We start from the raw sequence: 16793 nt of genomic DNA on the forward strand, positions 1-16793 counted from the left end.
CTCCCCCACCGAAAGCACTCCATCGTGACCTCCTTCTCCATCGGCGAGTCCGATTTCCTCCGCGCCGGACAGCCGCACCGGGTGATCTCCGGAGCGATCCACTACTTCCGGGTGCATCCCGAACAGTGGCAGGACCGCATCCGCAAGGCCCGTCTGATGGGGCTCAACACGATCGAGACCTATGTCGCCTGGAACGCGCACGAGCCGCGCCGCGGCGAGTGGGATGCCACCGGCGCGAACGATCTCGGGCGATTCCTCGATCTGATCCAGGCCGAGGGCATGGATGCGATCGTCCGCCCCGGCCCCTACATCTGCGCCGAGTGGCACAACGGCGGCCTGCCGAACTGGCTCACGGCCGGCGACCGCCCGCTGCGCTCCTCGGACCCCGCGTTCCTCGAGGACATCAGCGCCTACCTCCGCCGCGTGTACGAGATCGTCGCACCACGACAGATCGACCGCGGCGGTCGGGTCGTGCTGGTGCAGATCGAGAACGAGTACGGCGCCTACGGCTCCGACAAGGCCTACCTCGAAGCGCTCGTCGCCCTCACCCGTGAGGCCGGGATCACCGTGCCGCTCACCACGGTCGACCAGCCCACCGATCAGATGCTCGCCGACGGCAGCCTGCCGACGCTGCACAAGACCGGCTCGTTCGGTTCCCGCAGCGCGGAACGACTGGCCACCCTGCGTGCGCATCAGCCCACCGGCCCGCTCATGTGCTCCGAATTCTGGGACGGGTGGTTCGACTGGTGGGGCGGAGTGCACCACACCACCGACGTCGCGGCCGCCGCCGCCGACCTCGACGAGCTCCTCGCCGCCGGAGCCTCCGTGAACATCTACATGTTCCACGGCGGCACGAACTTCGGACTCACGAACGGTGCCAACCACAAGGGTCGCTACCTGCCGATCGTCACGTCGTACGACTACGACGCGCCGCTCGACGAAGCCGGCAATCCGACGGAGAAGTTCTTCGCGTTCCGCGACGTCATCGCGAAGTACGCCCCGGTGCCGGATGAGCTCCCGGCCGCGGCAGAGCCCTCGCCCGTGTTCTCCGTGCCGCTCGCACCCGCGGGCGCATGGACGGATGCCGCGGCGAGCCCCGGCACCACCGAGTCGCCGGTCACCTTCGACGAGCTCGAGCACCTCAGCGCTCTCGTCCGCTACGACGTCGAGCTTCCCGGCGGCCGCGGCGGCGTGCTCGTCACCGACGAGGTCCGCGACCTCGCCTGGGCGAGCGTCGACGGGCAGCGCGTCGGCACCCTGTCGCGCACGCGCCACGACCGGGTGCTGAGCATCCCGGCGGGGCAGACGCTCAGCATCCTCGTCGAGGAGCTGGGGCGGGTGAACTACGACCACCGGCTCGGCGAGGAGAAGGGCCTGGTCGGAGTCGTCACCCTGAACGGCGAGCCGCTCACGGGCTGGCGCTCGACGCCGCTCGACGTCGCCGCGATCGCAGCGAGCATCGCGGCGGGGCCTGCGGACGTATCCGACGAGTCGACCGGCCCCTCCGCCTGGACCGCCGAGTTCGACCTCGACGCCCCGGCCGACCTGTTCCTCGACACCACGTCCTGGAGCAAGGGCTACGCGTTCGTCAACGGATTCTTCCTCGGGCGGTACTGGCGCAACGGGCCCACGCGCACGCTCTCTGTGCCGGCGCCCGCGACGACGTCGGGGGCCAACAGGCTCGTCGTCCTCGAGCTCGAGCACCTGCTCGCGCCGACGGCCGAGTTCGTCGCCGCTCTCGACCTGGGCGACACCGAGGAATAGCCGTCAGGGCGCGGCACCGACGCAGTAACGTGAGTCTGTGCCGCGCCGAAGGTTCTCCACCCCCACACCCGCCGCACGGGCGCGCTACGCCCAGCGTCGCCGGGGTCGCGTGGCGCGGGCGGACAACGACCTCACCGCCGAGCAGTGGATCTCGCTGCAGGATGCGTGGGGTGGGTGCGCCTACTGCGGAGCAACGGGAATCGCGATGCAGCGCGACTGCGTGATGCCGATCTCCCGGGGCGGGCGCTACACCGTCGAGAACGTGGTTCCCGCGTGCGGGTCGTGCAATGCGAGCAAGCGCAACGACGAGGTCACGTCCTGGCTCCGGCGCAAGCGACTCGACGAGCGCGCCTTCCTCACCCGTTACGCCGAGATCCTCGTCGCGCTGCGTCAGACCGACTGAACGGCCTCGCTACCCGCCCGTCCGACACGTCCAGACGGCAGCGGTGAGGCGCGCGGCGTCGGCCCGGGTGATGCTCTGCCAGTTGCGGCCGCCGCGCGCGAACGCCTCGAGCACGCCGGGCGGCACCGCGGCCGGCTCGACCGGACCGCCGAGCCAGTCGCATGCCCGCACGTGCACGAGGTCGACATCGCGCGCGTCGGCTGACCCGTCGTAGCGCCACGGTCCCGTGATCCGTCCCAGCGAGAAGAGCCCCGCGGCGTCGCGCGTCCAGACGAACGTGCCGTCGGCGACCGATGCGAACCGCTCGAGTCGGCGCGCCATCCGCTCCCCGTGGACCGCATCGACCGCGGTGAGCGCGTCAGTGAGGGATTCCGGCGCACCGTCGAGCCTGCCGCCCACTCCGCAGACCCCGAGCGCGAGCGCTCGCTCGACGGCGGGTCCGTCGCTGACGTCGTCGTCGCGCGAACGCATCGGGGCGCGGTAGACCGAGGGAGCATCGTCGTCGTGGCTCATGCGAGGCACGGTGCTCATGCGAGGGACACCACCGCGGCATCGATGTTCCCGCCGTCGATCATGACCGACATCATCGTGCACACCGGCTGACGGCGGCGGTCGGTCGGCGACCCCGGATTCAGCAGACGCATGCCCGACGGGGCGAGCGTGTCCCACGGGATGTGCGAGTGCCCGAACACGAGCAGGTCGATGCCCGGGAAGGCTGCGTCCATCCGCTCCTCGCGTCGCTGCTTCGGACCGGTCTCGTGCACCACCGCCATCTCGACCTCTTCGATCCTCAGCCGCGCGATCTCGGGCAGCCGCTCGCGAAGGGCAGGGCCGTCGTTGTTCCCGAAGACGCCCACGAGCAGCCGTGCCCGTGACTCGAGCAGGTCGAGGGTCGCGACGTCGATCCAGTCCCCCGCGTGCACGACGACGTCTGCGTCGTCGACCGCCCGCAGCATGGCATCCGGCAGGCGCTTCGCGCGCGCAGGCACGTGGGTGTCGGCGACGAGCAGCAGTCTCGTGGTCACCGTCTCACGCTATCTTCTCCGGCACGCCGGAAGGGCTCGGCGCTTCCCCGGGGCCGCGAGAGACGGAAGCCACGCGCGTTCCCGTTCGATGTCATACGTACACAGCAAACGCTCAGGAAGGCGTAAGATCTCCCGGTGCCTTGGTATACCGGGCCACAGAGCTAAGGAGCAGCATGAGTACGACCACAGCGCCCGCGAATCCGCGCTCGCGCGTCATCACGGCGAGCCTCGTCGGCACCACGATCGAGTTCTACGACTTCTACGCGTACGCGACCGCGGCCGTCCTCGTCTTCCCGGTGCTGTTCTTCCCGACCGGCAACGACACGACGTCGCTGCTGTCGTCATTCGCGGTCTTCGGCGCCGCGATGGTCGCCCGGCCGATCGGCGCCGTGGTCTTCGGCCACTTCGGCGACAAGTTCGGACGCAAGGCCACCCTCGTGGCATCGCTGCTCACCATGGGAATCGCGACCTTCATCATCGGCCTGCTCCCCACGTTCCAGCAGATCGGCTGGTGGGCGGCGCTGCTGCTGCTCATCCTCCGGCTCGCCCAGGGCTTCGCGCTCGGTGGCGAGTGGTCGGGGGCCGCTCTGGTCGCGACCGAGAACGCCCCGGCGGGCAAGCGCGCCTGGTACGGCACATTCCCGCAGCTCGGAGCGCCGCTCGGTTTCATCATCGCCAACTTCCTGTTCCTCGGGATCAACTGGCTGCTGCCGCACGCCGAGAACCCGGCGCTCAAGTCCGAGGCGTTCCTGTCGTGGGGCTGGCGCATCCCGTTCCTGTTCTCGGCCGTGATGGTCATCATCGGCCTGTGGGTGCGACTCAAGCTCGTCGAGTCCGACACGTTCAAGAAGGCCGAGAAGAAGGGCGCGATCCGCAAGCTGCCCCTCGCCACGGTGTTCCGCCACCACTGGAAGCAGCTGATCCTCGGCACGTTCATCATGCTGGCGACGTACGTGCTCTTCTACCTGATGACGAACTTCACGCTCGCCTACGGCACGAAGCCGGCCACGCTCGAGACCGCTTCCGCCGCCGCGCAGGCCGCAGCCGAGGCCACTGGGAAGGACTTCGACGCCTCGGCCTTCGCTGCCCAGTTCTATCCCGGCCTCGGCTTCGGCTACACCGACTTCGTGCTGATGCAGATCGTGGGCGTCGTGTTCTTCGGTGTCTTCACCCTGCTCTCCGGCCCCATCGCCGATGCGATCGGTCGCCGCAAGCTGCTGCTGTGGGTGACCGGGCTCATCATCGTGTTCGGCCTCACCTTCAACACCTTCCTGCTCCCGGCGATGGACCCGAAGTTCACGGGCGCTCTCGCGCAGGCGTTCCTCGTGTTCGGCTTCATGCTCATGGGAGCGACGTTCGGCCCCATGGGCGCGCTGCTGCCCGAGCTGTTCCCCACGAACGTGCGATACACGGGATCCGCGATCGCGTACAACGTCTCGTCGATCCTCGGCGCTGCCGTCGCACCGATCATCGCCCTGTGGCTGTGGGAGCTCGGCGGCGGCGCCCCCTGGCTGGTCGGCCTCTATCTGTCGGCCATGGGCGTCCTGACGTTCATCGCGCTGATCCTGTCGAAGGAGACGAAGGACAACGACTACGAGGAGGACCTCGGCGTCGCGGCAGCCGTCGAACTCTGACTCCCGCACGACCGCGAAGGGCGGCACCTCCTCGCGAGGTGCCGCCCTTCATCGTCCGATGCTCAGTACGCCGCGTGCACGGTACGTGCGGCGCCGTCGAGGGTCATGATCCCGCCGTACGGCACGATCCACTGCGGCCGCGTATGGCCGAAGGGCACGCCGACGCAGACCACCGCCTCGGGGTTGTACCGTGCGACCGTCTCGATCACCACGTCCCGCTGCGCTGCGCGAAGCGCGTCGGCCTCCTCTGCCGAAGGCTGGAACTCGAAGTCGCTGACCGGCGGGCGCGCCACGACGACACCGGCCACGGCGTCGAGGATCCCCCGTTCTCCGAGGCCCCGCACCCATCGGGCGACCCAGCTCGCGGCGGGACGCTCTTCACTCGTCTCCAGAAGCAGGATGCCGCCCTGCAGCGTCTCCGGGGAGGGCAGGCGGTCGGCGAGCGCCAACTGGTCGATGACCTCGAGGCAGCCACCCCACGTGCGGCCCTCGACGCGGACGTCCGGTCCGGCCCAGGTCCACTCCGGCGTCGCGATCCGTTCTCCGTATTCGCTGAGCGCTCGCGGGTCCGCCCAGCGGAGCCCGACATCCTGAGACTCCCCTGGCTCCGTGATCTCGAGGTCGCCGCCGTCGAGCAGCGCCGCGCGCAGCGACGCGAGGTGCACCGCGTCGACGGCGGGGCCCGGCCCCAGATGCACGGCGGTCGAGCCGCCGTAGTAGCCGCGGATGCTGAGACTCCACAGCCAGTTGAGGATGTTGGTGTTGTCGCTGTAGCCGACGAAGGGCTTCGGGTCGGCGAGCGCGAGCGTGGGGTCCAGATGCGGCACGACCAGGATCTGGTCGTCGCCGCCGATGGTCGCGACGATCGCGCGGATGCTCGGATCCGCGAACGCCGCATTGACGTCGGCGGCACGATCCTGCGGGCTGGCCCCGAGCTGCCGCGTGGTCGGATACTCGACCGGGATGAGTCCGGTGTGCTCCGTGAGTCGACGGAGAGCCTGCTCGTGGAGCTCCGGCGCGACCGCGGGCGCGGCGAAGGCGGGTGACAGCACGGCGATCTTGTCGCCGGCGACGGGTCTGGGTGCGGACAGCATCCTTCCAGTCTGTCATCGTGGCACCTCGGATACTCCTGGCCGGCGAACGCGCTCGGCGTCACCCTGCAGGCGGCGCATCGCCGCTTCGAAATGCGCTGAGGCGCGCACAGCCCATCCACAGAATTCTTCCGTGCACGAAGTACGGTCGAAGTACCCCTTTCAGAACGAGGTTCCGCATGTCCAGCACGGCGACGTCACGCCGACGCGGACGCGGCGCGCCGCACGACGGTCCGCGCGCCACTTTCCGCCAGCTCCTCCCCTTCCTCTTCGAGCACAAGCGCACGCTGATCGTGGTCGCCGTGCTCAGCGTGTTCGGCGCGGCGGCATCGCTCGCACAGCCCCTGCTCGTCGGGCAGGTCATCGAAGCCGTCCAGTCCGACCGCGGCCTCGGCATCCTGGTCTGGGTGCTGATCGGCCTGGTGATCGTGTCGTCGGTCCTCTCGGGCTACCAGCACTATCTGCTGCAGCGCACCGGCACCGCGATCGTGTACTCGAGCCGGCGCAGACTGATCGCGCGCATCCTGCACCTGCCGATCAGCGAGTTCGACGCGCGCCGCACCGGCGACCTCGTCTCCCGCGTCGGCACGGACACGACCCTGCTCTACGCCGTGCTCACCCAGGGCCTTGCGGATGCCGTCGGCAGCGCGATCCTCTTCGTCGGCGCACTGATCGCGATGCTCGTGATCGATCCGGTGCTGCTGCTGCTCATCGTGATCGTGATCGGAGTCTCGGTCGTCGTCGTGACCGTCCTCAGCGGACGCATCCGCACGGCGTCCACCGATCAGCAGGTCAAGGTCGGCGAGCTCGCCTCCGGAGTGGAGCGCGCCGTCGGATCCATCCGCACGGTGCGCGCCTCGGGGGCGACCGAGCGCGAGACCGAGAGCGTCTCGGCGCTGGCCTCCGACGCGTTCGGCATCGGAGTCCGCATCGCCAAGATCTCGTCGCTCGTGGTCCCCATCGCGGGGGTGGCGCTGCAGCTGTCGCTGCTCGTGGTCCTCGGCGTCGGCGGGTTCCGCGTCGCCGACGGGACGATCACGATCGCATCGCTCATCACGTTCATCCTCTTCCTGTTCATGCTCGTGATGCCGCTGGCGACCACGTTCGGCGCCATCACCTCGGTGAACCAGGCCCTGGGCGCGCTCGGACGCATCCAGGAAGTGCTCGATCTGCCGACCGAGACGCAACGGGACGCCGAGATCGCCGCCGCGGTGGAGCGCGAGGACGTCGCGGCCGACGCCCCGGCCATCGAGTTCCGTGACGTGCGGTTCCAGTACCCCGCGAACGTGGTCGCCGCACGGGAGGCCGCCGCGAAGGAGGCACGCTCCCTGCTCGCCGACGCGCACCTCGAGACCGCCGACGACCCGTCCGCCTCGGCGCCGCGCGAGGTGCTGCGCGGCGTGTCGTTCGCCGTGCCCCGCGGGTCCCGCGTGGCGCTGGTCGGCCCGAGCGGCGCGGGCAAGAGCACGATCCTGTCGCTCATCGAGCGCTTCTACGACCCGACGGGCGGCTCGATCCGGGTGAACGGCCACGACTCGCGCACCTTCCCTCGCGACGAGCTGCGCGCGCAGTTCGGGTACGTCGAGCAGGACGCCCCGACACTGGCGGGGACGCTGGCCGACAACCTGCGCCTCGCCTCACCCGACGCGTCGGACGAGCAGTGCGAGCGTGTGCTCCGCGCGGTGAACCTGGGCGAGGTTCTCGAGCGCGACCCCCTCGGTCTCGACGCTCCCGTCGGCGAGGACGGCGTCATGCTCTCGGGCGGTGAGCGCCAGCGTCTCGCGATCGCTCGCGCCCTGCTCACCGACGCGCCGATCCTGCTGCTCGACGAGTCCACGTCATCGCTCGACGGCGTCAACGAACAGCGCATGCGGGAGGCGATCGATGCGGTCTCGACCGACCGCACGCTCGTGGTGATCGCCCACCGACTCTCGACCGTCGTCGACAGCGACATCATCGTCGTGCTGCAGGACGGCACGGTGGTCGGTCAGGGAACGCACGCGGAACTGGTGGAGTCCACCCCGCTGTACCGCGATCTGGCCCGTCACCAGCTGCTCGCCTGACCGCGATCCGGCCACGACACGGAGTACGCGAAGGCGGGATGCCGGAGACCACTCAGCCATGGGTTCGTCTCTGACTTCCCGCCTTCGCGGGTCTGGGGTCACGTTCTGGAGGCCACGTGGGGGCCGAGGAGCGCCGGCTCCCCCGAACCGGCGCCCGGTCTGTCAGGCTTTGTCGAGCCGGTAGCGCAGCGACGCCAGCTCGGCGCGGAGCGCGGCCGGGACCCTGTCGCCGAAGGTGTCGTAGAACTCCTCGGTGAGGTCGGCCTCGGTCTTCCATGCCTCGGTGTCGACCGCGAAGAGCTCCTCGAGGTCGGCCTCGGGCACCTCGATGCCGTCGAGATTGAGGTCGGAGACGATCGGCAGACGTCCGATGGGGCTGTCGACCGTCGACACCTCGCCGGAGATACGACGGATGATCCAGTCGACGACACGCGAGTTGTCGCCGAATCCGGGCCACAGGAAGCGGCCGTCCGCGCCGCGACGGAACCAGTTCACCTGGAAGATGCGCGGTGCGCGGTCGAACCGCAGGCCGCGGCCCACGCTCAGCCAGTGCCCGAAGTAGTCGGCCATGTTGTAACCGCAGAACGGGAGCATCGCGAACGGGTCGCGGCGCAGCTCGCCAACGGTGCCCTCGGCCGCGGCGGTGCGCTCCGACGAGATGTTGGATCCGAGGAAGACCCCGTGCGTCCAGTCCGTCGCCTCGACGACGAGGGGCACGTTGGTCGCGCGGCGACCGCCGAAGAGGATGACGTCGAGCGGCACCGCCTCTTCCCAGTCCTCGGAGATCTGCGGGCACTGCGCGGCCGAGACCGTGAAGCGCGAGTTCGGGTGAGCCGCGGGGCGACCCGAGTCCGGCGTCCAGTCGTTGCCCTCCCAGTCGGTGAGGTGCGCGGGTGCCTGATCGGTCAGCCCCTCCCACCAGACGTCGCCGTCGGGCCGCAGCGCGACGTTGGTGAAGATCGTGTTGCCCCACAGGGTCTCGACAGCCGTCACGTTGGTCGACTCGCCCGTGCCGGGTGCGACGCCGAAGAAACCCGCTTCGGGGTTGATCGCCCACAGGCGACCGTCTTCGCCGGGACGGATCCACGCGATGTCGTCGCCCAGGGTCTCGACGCGCCACCCGGGGATGGTCGGCCGCAGCATGGCGAGGTTCGTCTTGCCGCACGCCGAGGGGAAGGCCGCAGCGACGTGGTAGGCCCTGCCCGCGGGGTCGATCACGCGGATGAGCAGCATGTGCTCGGCGAGCCAGCCCTCGTCGCGGGCGATCACCGACGCGATGCGCAGCGCGAAGCACTTCTTGGCGAGGATCGCGTTGCCGCCGTACCCGGAGCCGAACGAGTAGACCTCGAGCGTCTCGGGGAAGTGCACGATGTACTTGTCGTCGTTGCACGGCCACTCGACATCGGGCTCCCCCGCGGCGAGCGGTGCACCGACCGAGTGGACCGTCTTGACCCACGGGGCGCCGTCGGCGATCTGACGCGTGACGGCGTCGCCGACGCGGGTCATGATGCCGATGGAAGCGACGGCGTAGGCGCTGTCGGTGACCTGGACGCCGATGTGCGAGAGAGGCCCGCCGACGGGGCCCATCGAGAACGGCACGACGAACATCGTGCGTCCGCGCATCGACCCCTCGAAGATCTCGGTCATCTTCTCACGCATCTGCGCGGGGTCGGCCCAGTTGTTGGTGGGCCCCGCGTCCTCTTCGCGCTCGGACGAGATGAACGTGCGACCCTCGGTGCGCGCCACGTCGCTGGGGTGCGAGCGCGCGAGGTACGACCCGGGGCGCCACTCGGGGTTGAGCTTGATCAGCTTGCCCTCGTCGACGAGACCGCGCAGCAGCCAGTCGTTCTCGGCGCGCGATCCGTCGACCCAGTGGATCGACTCCGGCCGGGTGAGCGCGGCGATCTCGTCCACCCACGCCACCAGCTCGGCCATCGCGGGAGTGTCATACGTCGGAGCCGCTCCGAACGTGCGCACGGGTGCGACGGATGAGGTGCGAGGGGTGAAGACTTCGGCGATCGCCATGACTGCTCCTTTGAAGTAGGGGGCGTTTCATCCATCTTCCCCCGCTCAGAGGCAGACTTTCGGGCGATATGTTGCGTAAGAATCCTCATTCTTTCGATAACATCAAGGAATGGTCACCAGCGGCATCCACCTCACCACCCTCGGTCATCGCATCCGACACCATCGGCTGGAGAAGGGGTTCACGCTCGACGAGCTGGGCGCCGCGGTCGGCGTCGCCGGTTCGCAGCTGAGCCTGATCGAGAACGGCAAGCGGGAACCGAAGCTCTCGCTGCTGCAGGCCATCGCCCAGGCGACCGGCACCGAGGTCACCGACCTCATCTCGGGTGAGCCGCCGAACCGCCGCGCCGCACTGGAGATCGAGCTCGAACGAGCACAGGAGAGCCCGGTCTTCCGCCAGCTGGGCATCGCGCCGGTGCGGGTCACCAAGGGCGTGAGCGACGAGACCATCGAGTCGGTGCTGGGCCTGCACCGCGAACTCCAGAGGCGGGAGCGCGAGGCCATCGCCACGCCCGAAGAGGCCCGCCGCGCGAACACCGAGCTGCGCCTGCGCATGCGCGCGCAGCACAACTACCTCGCCGACATCGAGAAGCTCGCCGAGAAGCAGCTCCGCTCGGCCGGCCATGTGCAGGGCGCCCTGACCCATCGCACCGTGAGCATCATGGCCGAGAAGCTCGGCTTCGAGCTGATTTACGTGAACGACCTGCCGCACTCGACCCGCTCGGTCACCGACCTGGAGAACGGCCGCATCTACCTGCCCCCGGCGTCCATCCCCGGCGGGCACGGCCTGCGCTCGATGGCACTGCAGGCGATGGCGCACCGCCTGCTCGGCCACACGCCGCCCACCGACTACGCCGACTTCCTGCAGCAGCGACTCGAGATCAACTACTATGCCGCGTGCTGCCTCATGCCCGAGACCGCCTCGGTCGCGTTCCTCGCGCAGGCCAAGAAGGACCGCAACCTCGCGGTGGAGGACTTCCGCGATGCGTTCGGAGTGACGCACGAGGCCGCGGGCATGCGCATGACCAATCTGCTCACGCAGCATGTGGGCATGGCCCTGCACTTCCTGCGTGTGGACGCGACGGGAGCGATCACCCGCGTGTACGAGAACGACGACCTCCCGCTCCCGATGGACGTCACCGGAGCGGTCGAGGGTCAGCGGGTGTGCCGCAAGTTCCAGGCCCGAGGCGCCTTCACGCAGCAGAACCGCACGACCGAGCACCACCAGTACACCGACACCCCGTCGGGAACCTTCTGGTGCTCGACCCAGACCGGAGCCTCGACGGGCGGGGAGTTCTCGATCACCGTCGGCGTCCCCTTCGATGACGCCCGTTGGTGGCGCGGACGGGAGACCGTCGACCGGGCCGTGTCGACGTGCCCCGACGAGGCCTGCTGCCGCCGCCCCTCGGCCGACCTCACGGAGCGCTGGAACGGCAAGGCCTGGCCGAGCGCACGCGTGCACACGCACATGTTCTCCCCGCTCCCCCGCGGCGCCTTCCCCGGCGTCGACGACAACGAGGTCTACAACTTCCTCGGACGCCACGCGAGCGAGTGACGGCCGAGCGCCATCACCCCTCGAGGAACCGGGTGAACCGCGCGAGCGCCCCGCGCACCGCATCCGGGTCGACGCCGGGGTCGCCCGCCGCGGACGCGAACAGCTCGGGCGGCGAGCCGAGCGACGCGCTCGCGTGCGTCCAGCATCCGACCACCCGACCGTGCGCGACGATCGTCGCGCGCACCATGCCGTTCTTGCCAGGACCGACCGCCGCGAGATCCGCGGGAGCACAGACCGCAGTGCGGTCCGCATACGAGATGTAGTACTCGTCGAAGGCCCCGAGCGCGAGCACGTCATGCGCATGCGGCGCGCGGCGCGGACGCACCGCGGCGATGTACATCCCCTCCTCGATCTCCACGACCCTCCCCGCTGCGCGATCCCGTGCCTCGCGCGACTGGCCGAGCGTGAGCCCCGACCACCAGGCGAAGTCGGCCACTCCCGCCGGTCCGTGCCCGTCGATGTAGCGCACGAACAGCTCCGCCAGCGGATCGTCGGGAGATGCGTGCTCGCGGATGTGCTGCTCGACGAGCACGAAGCGCTGCTCACGGCTGACCCCGTCGCGCGCGACGACGGGCCCCTGGCAGATCAGGCCGTCGAGGGTCAGCTCGCTCAGCAGATGGATGCCGCGCTGGCCGCCCGGCGCGATGCCGATGCCGGAGAACACCTCGAACATCTCAGACCGGGTGAGACCGCCGTCGCGGAGGCGCGGCACCGTCGCCGCCACGACGGCGGCCACCGTCGCCTCGTCGATGCCGAGTTCGCGGCGTCTGCCCGCCGCCTGCTGTCGCTGCCGGGCGGCGGTCACCGAGAGCACCCACCCCAGATCGCGTGCGGGGATGATGTGCAGGGTGCCGCGCATCGTCCATGCCCGCACGAGGTCGCCCCGCCCGAAGGCGCGATCCACGCCTCGCAGGGTCGGTTCCCCGCGGGTGCGCGACGCCAGCGCCCACCGCCCTGCCGTGAAGTCCTGACTCTGCACGGCGAGCATGTGCGCCGCCGCGTCGGTCACCGACCGCGCAGGCGCCGTGAGTCGATGCGAGCGCAACCGCTCGGACAGCAGGGAGGCGGACGTCATGCCCTCATCATGCCCCGCCCCGGCGACACGCGTCGGAGGACGACGCAGGCGAGACGTCGCGCACTCAGCCGCGCAGCGTCACCTCTCGCCGCTCCGGCAGCACGACCGGGTGCGAGCCGGCCATGACCTCGAGCACGCGGATCACCTGGCACGAGTATCCGTACTCGTTGTCGTACCAGACGTAGAGCACGACATCCGTCCCGTTCGCGATGGTCGCGAGGCCGTCGACGATCCCCGCGCGGTGCGAGCCGACGAAATCGGTGGAGACCACTTCGGGGCTCTCGACGTAGTCGATCTGCTGACGCAGCTTCGAGTGCAGCGAGACCCGCCGCAGGTAGTCGTTCAGCTCGTCCTTCTCCGCCGGGCGCTCGAGGCTCAGGTGCAACACCGCCAGCGAGACGTCGGGGGTGGGCACGCGGATGGCCGACCCCGTGAGCCTGCCCTCGAGCTCGGGCAGCGCGCGGGCCACGGCCTTGGCCGCTCCCGTCTCGGTGATCACCATGTTCAGCACCGCCGAGCGACCGCGGCGATCGCCGCTGTGGAAGTTGTCGATCAGGTTCTGGTCGTTCGTGAACGAGTGCACCGTCTCGACGTGGCCGCGCACGATGCCGTAGGCCTCGTCGACCGCCTTGAGAACGGGGGTGATCGCGTTGGTGGTGCAGGACGCCGCGGTGATGATGCGGTCGTCGGGCTCGATGGTGCGGTCGTTGATGCCGTGCACGATGTTCTTCAGCGCCCCCTTCCCCGGCGCGGTGAGCAGCACGCGGGCGACGCCGGTCGATTCCAGGTGGCGGCTGAGGCCCGCCTCGTCGCGCCAGCGGCCGGTGTTGTCGACGACGATCGCCCGGTCGATCCCGTACGCGGTGTAGTCGATCGTCGAGGGGTCGTCGGAGTAGACGACCTGGATGCGCGTGCCGTTGGCGATGATCTGCTCCGCCTCCTCGTCGACGGTGACCGACCCGGCGAACCTGCCGTGCACCGAGTCGCGCAGCAGCAGGGACGCCCGCTTGACGAGGTCGTTCTCCGATCCGCGACGAACCACGATCGCGCGCAGACGGAGGCCGCTGCCGCCGCCGTTGTGAGCGACGAGGATGCGGGCGAGCAGACGTCCGATGCGGCCGAAGCCGTACAGCACCACGTCGGTGGGATCCGCTGCGACCGCCCCGATCGCGGGAGCGAGTGCCTCGGCGAGGTAGGCGTCCAGCGGCGAGTCGCTGTCGGCATGCCCCGCGGCGAGGCGTGCCAGGTCGAGCGACGATGCGCCCGGTGCGAGCTCGGCGACCGCTTCGAGCACCGCGAGCGTGTCGTCGAGGGCGAGCTGCTCGTGCCCGAGCTGGGTGACCCGATCGTGCACCTCGACGATGCCGGTGGCCGACAGGCCGAGCAGCCGGTGCCCGTGCAGCGAGGTGACGACGTCGTGATCGCGCTTGAGCGTGCCGATCAGCGGGATCATCCGCTCGGCCAGCTCCTCCTTCGCGGTCCAGTCGTCGTGGGGTGCGGCGGTTACGTTCATCTGCGTCCTTGCATGTGTGAGCGCGCCGAGGTCGCCGGCGCGCGAGATTGCCGGGTGAGCTTCGGGGGATGCCTTCCAGGGTACGCGTCGCGAGCCGGTGCTCCGAATCACCGGCCCTGCACGGCCGGGGCGGCGCTGCGCTGTCCGGCCGGCACCGGGCGCAGGCGTGCGAGTTCACGTGCGCGATAGGGAATCGTGCGAGCATCCGAGGCGTTCTCCCCCACGCACCCCGCGTCGAAAGGCATCCCGATGACAGTCCGCCCACGTCCGTCGGCCTGGCCGCCCCTGCTGATCGCGATCGGACTGGAGGTGACCGCGACGCTCTCGCTGCGCGCAGCCGAGGGATTCACGCACCCGCTCTGGCTCATCCCCGTGGTGATCGGATACGCCGCCTCGCTGTGGCTGCTCTCGATCGTCCTCGACCGCGGCATGGCGGTGGGAGTCGCCTACGGCATCTGGTCGGCCCTCGGGGTCGTGCTCACCGCGGTGATGGGCACCGTGCTCTTCGGCGAGTTCCTGGGTCCGGTGCAGATCATCGGCATCGGCACGATCGTCGTCGGGGTGCTGCTCGTCGAGCTCGGGTCGCACACCCGCGAGACGGCCGAGGTGGCGCCGTGACCTGGCTTCTCCTCGCCCTCGCGATCGCCAGCGAGGTCACCGCGACCCTCAGCCTGCGAGCATCCGAGGGACTGCGCCGCAGACGATGGATCCCCGTGATCGTCGTCGGCTACCTCGCGGCGTTCACCCTGCTCGGCACGATCCTCGCGATGGGCATGCCGGTGGGCGTCGCATACGGTGTGTGGGCGGCGGCGGGTGTCGCGATCACGGCGATCCTGGGACGGGTGATCTTCCAGGACCACTTCTCGGTGCTGATGGCGATCGGCGTCGTGCTCATCGGCGCCGGTGTGGCGATGATCGAGCTCGGCGGCTCGCACTGACCCCCGCTGCGCTCAGTTCCGGTTCAGCGCATCGATGGCCATGCGAAGGATGCCGTCGGCGTCGCGCAGCGCGTCGGAGGCTGCGTCCGCCGAGGAGCCCGTGGAGAGCATGAGGATCGCGAGCTTGACCGATCCGTCGGCATCGGCGAGAGCGCGCGCCGCCGTCGCCACGTCGGTCCCGGTGAGTTCGGTGACCGTGCGGATCGATCGCGCGTGGAGCTTCTCGTTCGTCGCGAGCAGGTCGACCATGACGCCGTGATAGGTCTTGCCGAGCTTGATCATCGACAGCGTCGTCAGCATGTTGACGACCAGCTTCTGCGCCGTGCCCGACTTGAGGCGCGTCGAGCCGGAGATGAACTCCGGCCCCGTCACGACCTCGATCGCGATGTCGGCGACCGCTCCGATCTCGGAGGCCGCGTTCGATGCGATGGCGATCGTCAGTGCGCCCTGCTCGCGGGCGGCGTGGAGCCCGCCGACGACGTACGGCGTCCGTCCCGACGCCGAGATGCCGACGACCGTGTCGAGCGCCGACAGTCCGAGCTCTCTCAGGGAGTCCCCCGCGGCGTCGGCATCGTCCTCGGCGTTCTCGACCGCCGAGCGGATCGCGGGCTCACCGCCCGCGATCAGGCCGATCACCATCGACGGATCCGTGCCGAACGTCGGCGGGCATTCGCTCGCGTCCAGCACCCCCACTCGACCGGCGGTGCCGGCTCCGATGTAGATGAGCCGTCCGCCGCGGCGGAAGCGCTCGGTGATCCCGTCGACGGCAGCGGCGATCTCCGCGCTCCGTGCGGCGACCGCATCGGGCACACGCCGATCCTCGTCGTTCATGCGATGCACCAGATCGGACGTGTCGAGGAGGTCGAGGTCGCCGCGGTCGGTGGTCGAGGCCTCTGTGCCGAGGCTCGAGAGCACATCGAGGAGGGCAGTGAGGCGAGGGTCTTCAGTCGGCACGGTGCACGAACCTTTCGTGAGGGAGATCAGTGTGCTCGGCGAGGAGTCGAGCGCCGTCGAGGGCATCGCCCCGCGGCAGTGAGATGTCGCGACCGGCTGCGGCGAGCGCACGCTCGAGCTCGGAGCGGAACCAGGCGTGGTCGGTCAGACCGCCGTGCACCGCGACCCTGGCGGAGTGCGACGACGCGGACACGGCCGAGCGCGTGAGCAGCCGTACGGCCTCGGCGGCGATCCGACGCGCGACGTCGTCGCCGGCTTCGGCGGCGTCCAGGACGACGGGGGCGAGTGAGGCGAGGCGGCGTGCGAGCGGGCCGTCCTGCGACATCCAGGACTGGATGTCGGCGGGGTCGCCGACCGCGGAGCGGAGCAGGCGGGTGAGGTCGGTGTGCTCTCCCGATCCCGAGGCGTCATGCAGCACGGCGCGGAGCGCTTCACGCCCGAGCCACGACCCGCTGCCGAAGTCGCCGAGTTCCGGTCCCCATCCGTCGATCAGGCGCGCATCCTCGGCATCGATGCCGAGGGCGGCGGCACCGGTTCCGGCGATGAGCAGCACCCCCCGGTCTCCCGCGAGTGCCCCGGCGTGCGCTGAGACGACATCGGAGGTGACGATCGAGCGGATACCGGACGCGGAGACGAGCTGACGCGCCAGGTCGGCGGCCTCTGCGGGCGCCGCCCACGCGCCGGCGGCGCCGACGGTCACGGCGCTCACCGCCGCGGGCGAGACGGAGGCGTGCCGGAGCGCCGGCAGGACGGCGG

General features: G+C 70.0%; 15 protein-coding genes. 7 read left to right on the forward strand and 8 right to left on the reverse strand.

Translation table 11 applies throughout. The features are described 5' to 3' along the window. Positions 1-24 precede the first annotated feature (24 nt). Positions 25-1764 carry a beta-galactosidase family protein gene (locus tag HWD99_RS17110; protein ID WP_241797388.1) on the forward strand — a complete coding sequence of 580 codons (1740 nt, stop codon included), beginning with the start codon at positions 25-27 and terminating at the stop codon, positions 1762-1764. Between the two features lie 37 nt (positions 1765-1801). After that, a complete protein-coding gene (locus HWD99_RS17115; RefSeq protein ID WP_241797389.1) occupies positions 1802-2167 on the forward strand; it encodes an HNH endonuclease in 366 nt (121 codons plus the stop codon). A gap of 9 nt (positions 2168-2176) precedes the next feature. Here the strand turns inward: HWD99_RS17115 and HWD99_RS17120 are convergent, their stop codons facing one another. Together HWD99_RS17120 and HWD99_RS17125 are read right to left on the reverse strand one after the other, a co-directional pair. Continuing rightward, the gene (locus tag HWD99_RS17120) at positions 2177-2698 is read right to left on the reverse strand and encodes a GAF domain-containing protein (RefSeq protein ID WP_241797390.1); all 522 of its coding nucleotides are present in this window, start codon (positions 2696-2698) and stop codon (positions 2177-2179) included. Continuing rightward, entirely contained in the window at positions 2695-3192 is a 498-nt protein-coding gene (locus tag HWD99_RS17125) for a metallophosphoesterase (RefSeq protein WP_241797391.1), read from the reverse strand. Before HWD99_RS17125 ends, HWD99_RS17120 begins: the two co-directional genes overlap by 4 nt. A gap of 173 nt (positions 3193-3365) precedes the next feature. Here HWD99_RS17125 and HWD99_RS17130 point away from each other — a divergent pair, with 173 nt between their 5' ends. Next, complete coding sequence (locus tag HWD99_RS17130; RefSeq protein WP_241797392.1) at positions 3366-4826, forward strand: MFS transporter; 1461 nt, start codon at positions 3366-3368, stop codon at positions 4824-4826. Between the two features lie 62 nt (positions 4827-4888). Here HWD99_RS17130 and HWD99_RS17135 read toward each other — a convergent pair whose 3' ends face one another. Then, positions 4889-5920: a S66 peptidase family protein gene (locus HWD99_RS17135; RefSeq protein ID WP_241797393.1), complete on the reverse strand. Its 1032-nt coding sequence runs from the start codon at positions 5918-5920 to the stop codon at positions 4889-4891. 176 nt (positions 5921-6096) lie between these two features. On the opposite strand from HWD99_RS17135, the gene HWD99_RS17140 reads away from it, so the two are divergent. Continuing rightward, entirely contained in the window at positions 6097-7980 is a 1884-nt protein-coding gene (locus tag HWD99_RS17140) for an ABC transporter ATP-binding protein (protein WP_241797394.1), read from the forward strand. Between the two features lie 162 nt (positions 7981-8142). Here the strand turns inward: HWD99_RS17140 and HWD99_RS17145 are convergent, their stop codons facing one another. Beyond that, complete coding sequence (locus HWD99_RS17145; protein WP_241797395.1) at positions 8143-10005, reverse strand: phosphoenolpyruvate carboxykinase (GTP); 1863 nt, start codon at positions 10003-10005, stop codon at positions 8143-8145. 109 nt (positions 10006-10114) lie between these two features. Here HWD99_RS17145 and HWD99_RS17150 point away from each other — a divergent pair, with 109 nt between their 5' ends. Continuing rightward, positions 10115-11557 carry an XRE family transcriptional regulator gene (locus HWD99_RS17150; RefSeq protein WP_241797396.1) on the forward strand — a complete coding sequence of 481 codons (1443 nt, stop codon included), beginning with the start codon at positions 10115-10117 and terminating at the stop codon, positions 11555-11557. Between the two features lie 13 nt (positions 11558-11570). On the opposite strand, the gene HWD99_RS17155 is transcribed toward HWD99_RS17150, so the two are convergent. Together HWD99_RS17155 and HWD99_RS17160 are read right to left on the reverse strand one after the other, a co-directional pair. Then, positions 11571-12632, reverse strand: coding sequence for a winged helix DNA-binding domain-containing protein (locus tag HWD99_RS17155; RefSeq protein ID WP_241797397.1), 1062 nt, complete (start codon positions 12630-12632; stop codon positions 11571-11573). A gap of 64 nt (positions 12633-12696) precedes the next feature. Next, entirely contained in the window at positions 12697-14145 is a 1449-nt protein-coding gene (locus HWD99_RS17160) for a glyceraldehyde-3-phosphate dehydrogenase (protein ID WP_241797398.1), read from the reverse strand. A gap of 249 nt (positions 14146-14394) precedes the next feature. Between HWD99_RS17160 and HWD99_RS17165 the strand changes: the two genes are divergently transcribed. Beyond that, entirely contained in the window at positions 14395-14763 is a 369-nt protein-coding gene (locus HWD99_RS17165) for a multidrug efflux SMR transporter (RefSeq protein ID WP_241797399.1), read from the forward strand. Continuing rightward, on the forward strand, positions 14760-15083 hold the full coding sequence (locus HWD99_RS17170) for a multidrug efflux SMR transporter (protein WP_241797400.1): 324 nt from the start codon (positions 14760-14762) through the stop codon (positions 15081-15083). Before HWD99_RS17165 ends, HWD99_RS17170 begins: the two co-directional genes overlap by 4 nt. Before the next feature lie 12 nt (positions 15084-15095). On the opposite strand, the gene murQ is transcribed toward HWD99_RS17170, so the two are convergent. Both murQ and HWD99_RS17180 read right to left on the reverse strand, forming a co-directional pair. After that, positions 15096-16037, reverse strand: coding sequence for an N-acetylmuramic acid 6-phosphate etherase (gene murQ / locus HWD99_RS17175; protein ID WP_241797401.1), 942 nt, complete (start codon positions 16035-16037; stop codon positions 15096-15098). Continuing rightward, positions 16027-16793, reverse strand: a 767-nt coding sequence (locus tag HWD99_RS17180; protein ID WP_241797402.1) for an N-acetylglucosamine kinase, incomplete at its 5' end; no start/stop codon positions are given. The genes HWD99_RS17180 and murQ, both read right to left, overlap by 11 nt.

This window comes from Microbacterium sp. C5A9, assembly GCF_022627955.1.
Lineage (GTDB): Bacteria > Actinomycetota > Actinomycetes > Actinomycetales > Microbacteriaceae > Microbacterium.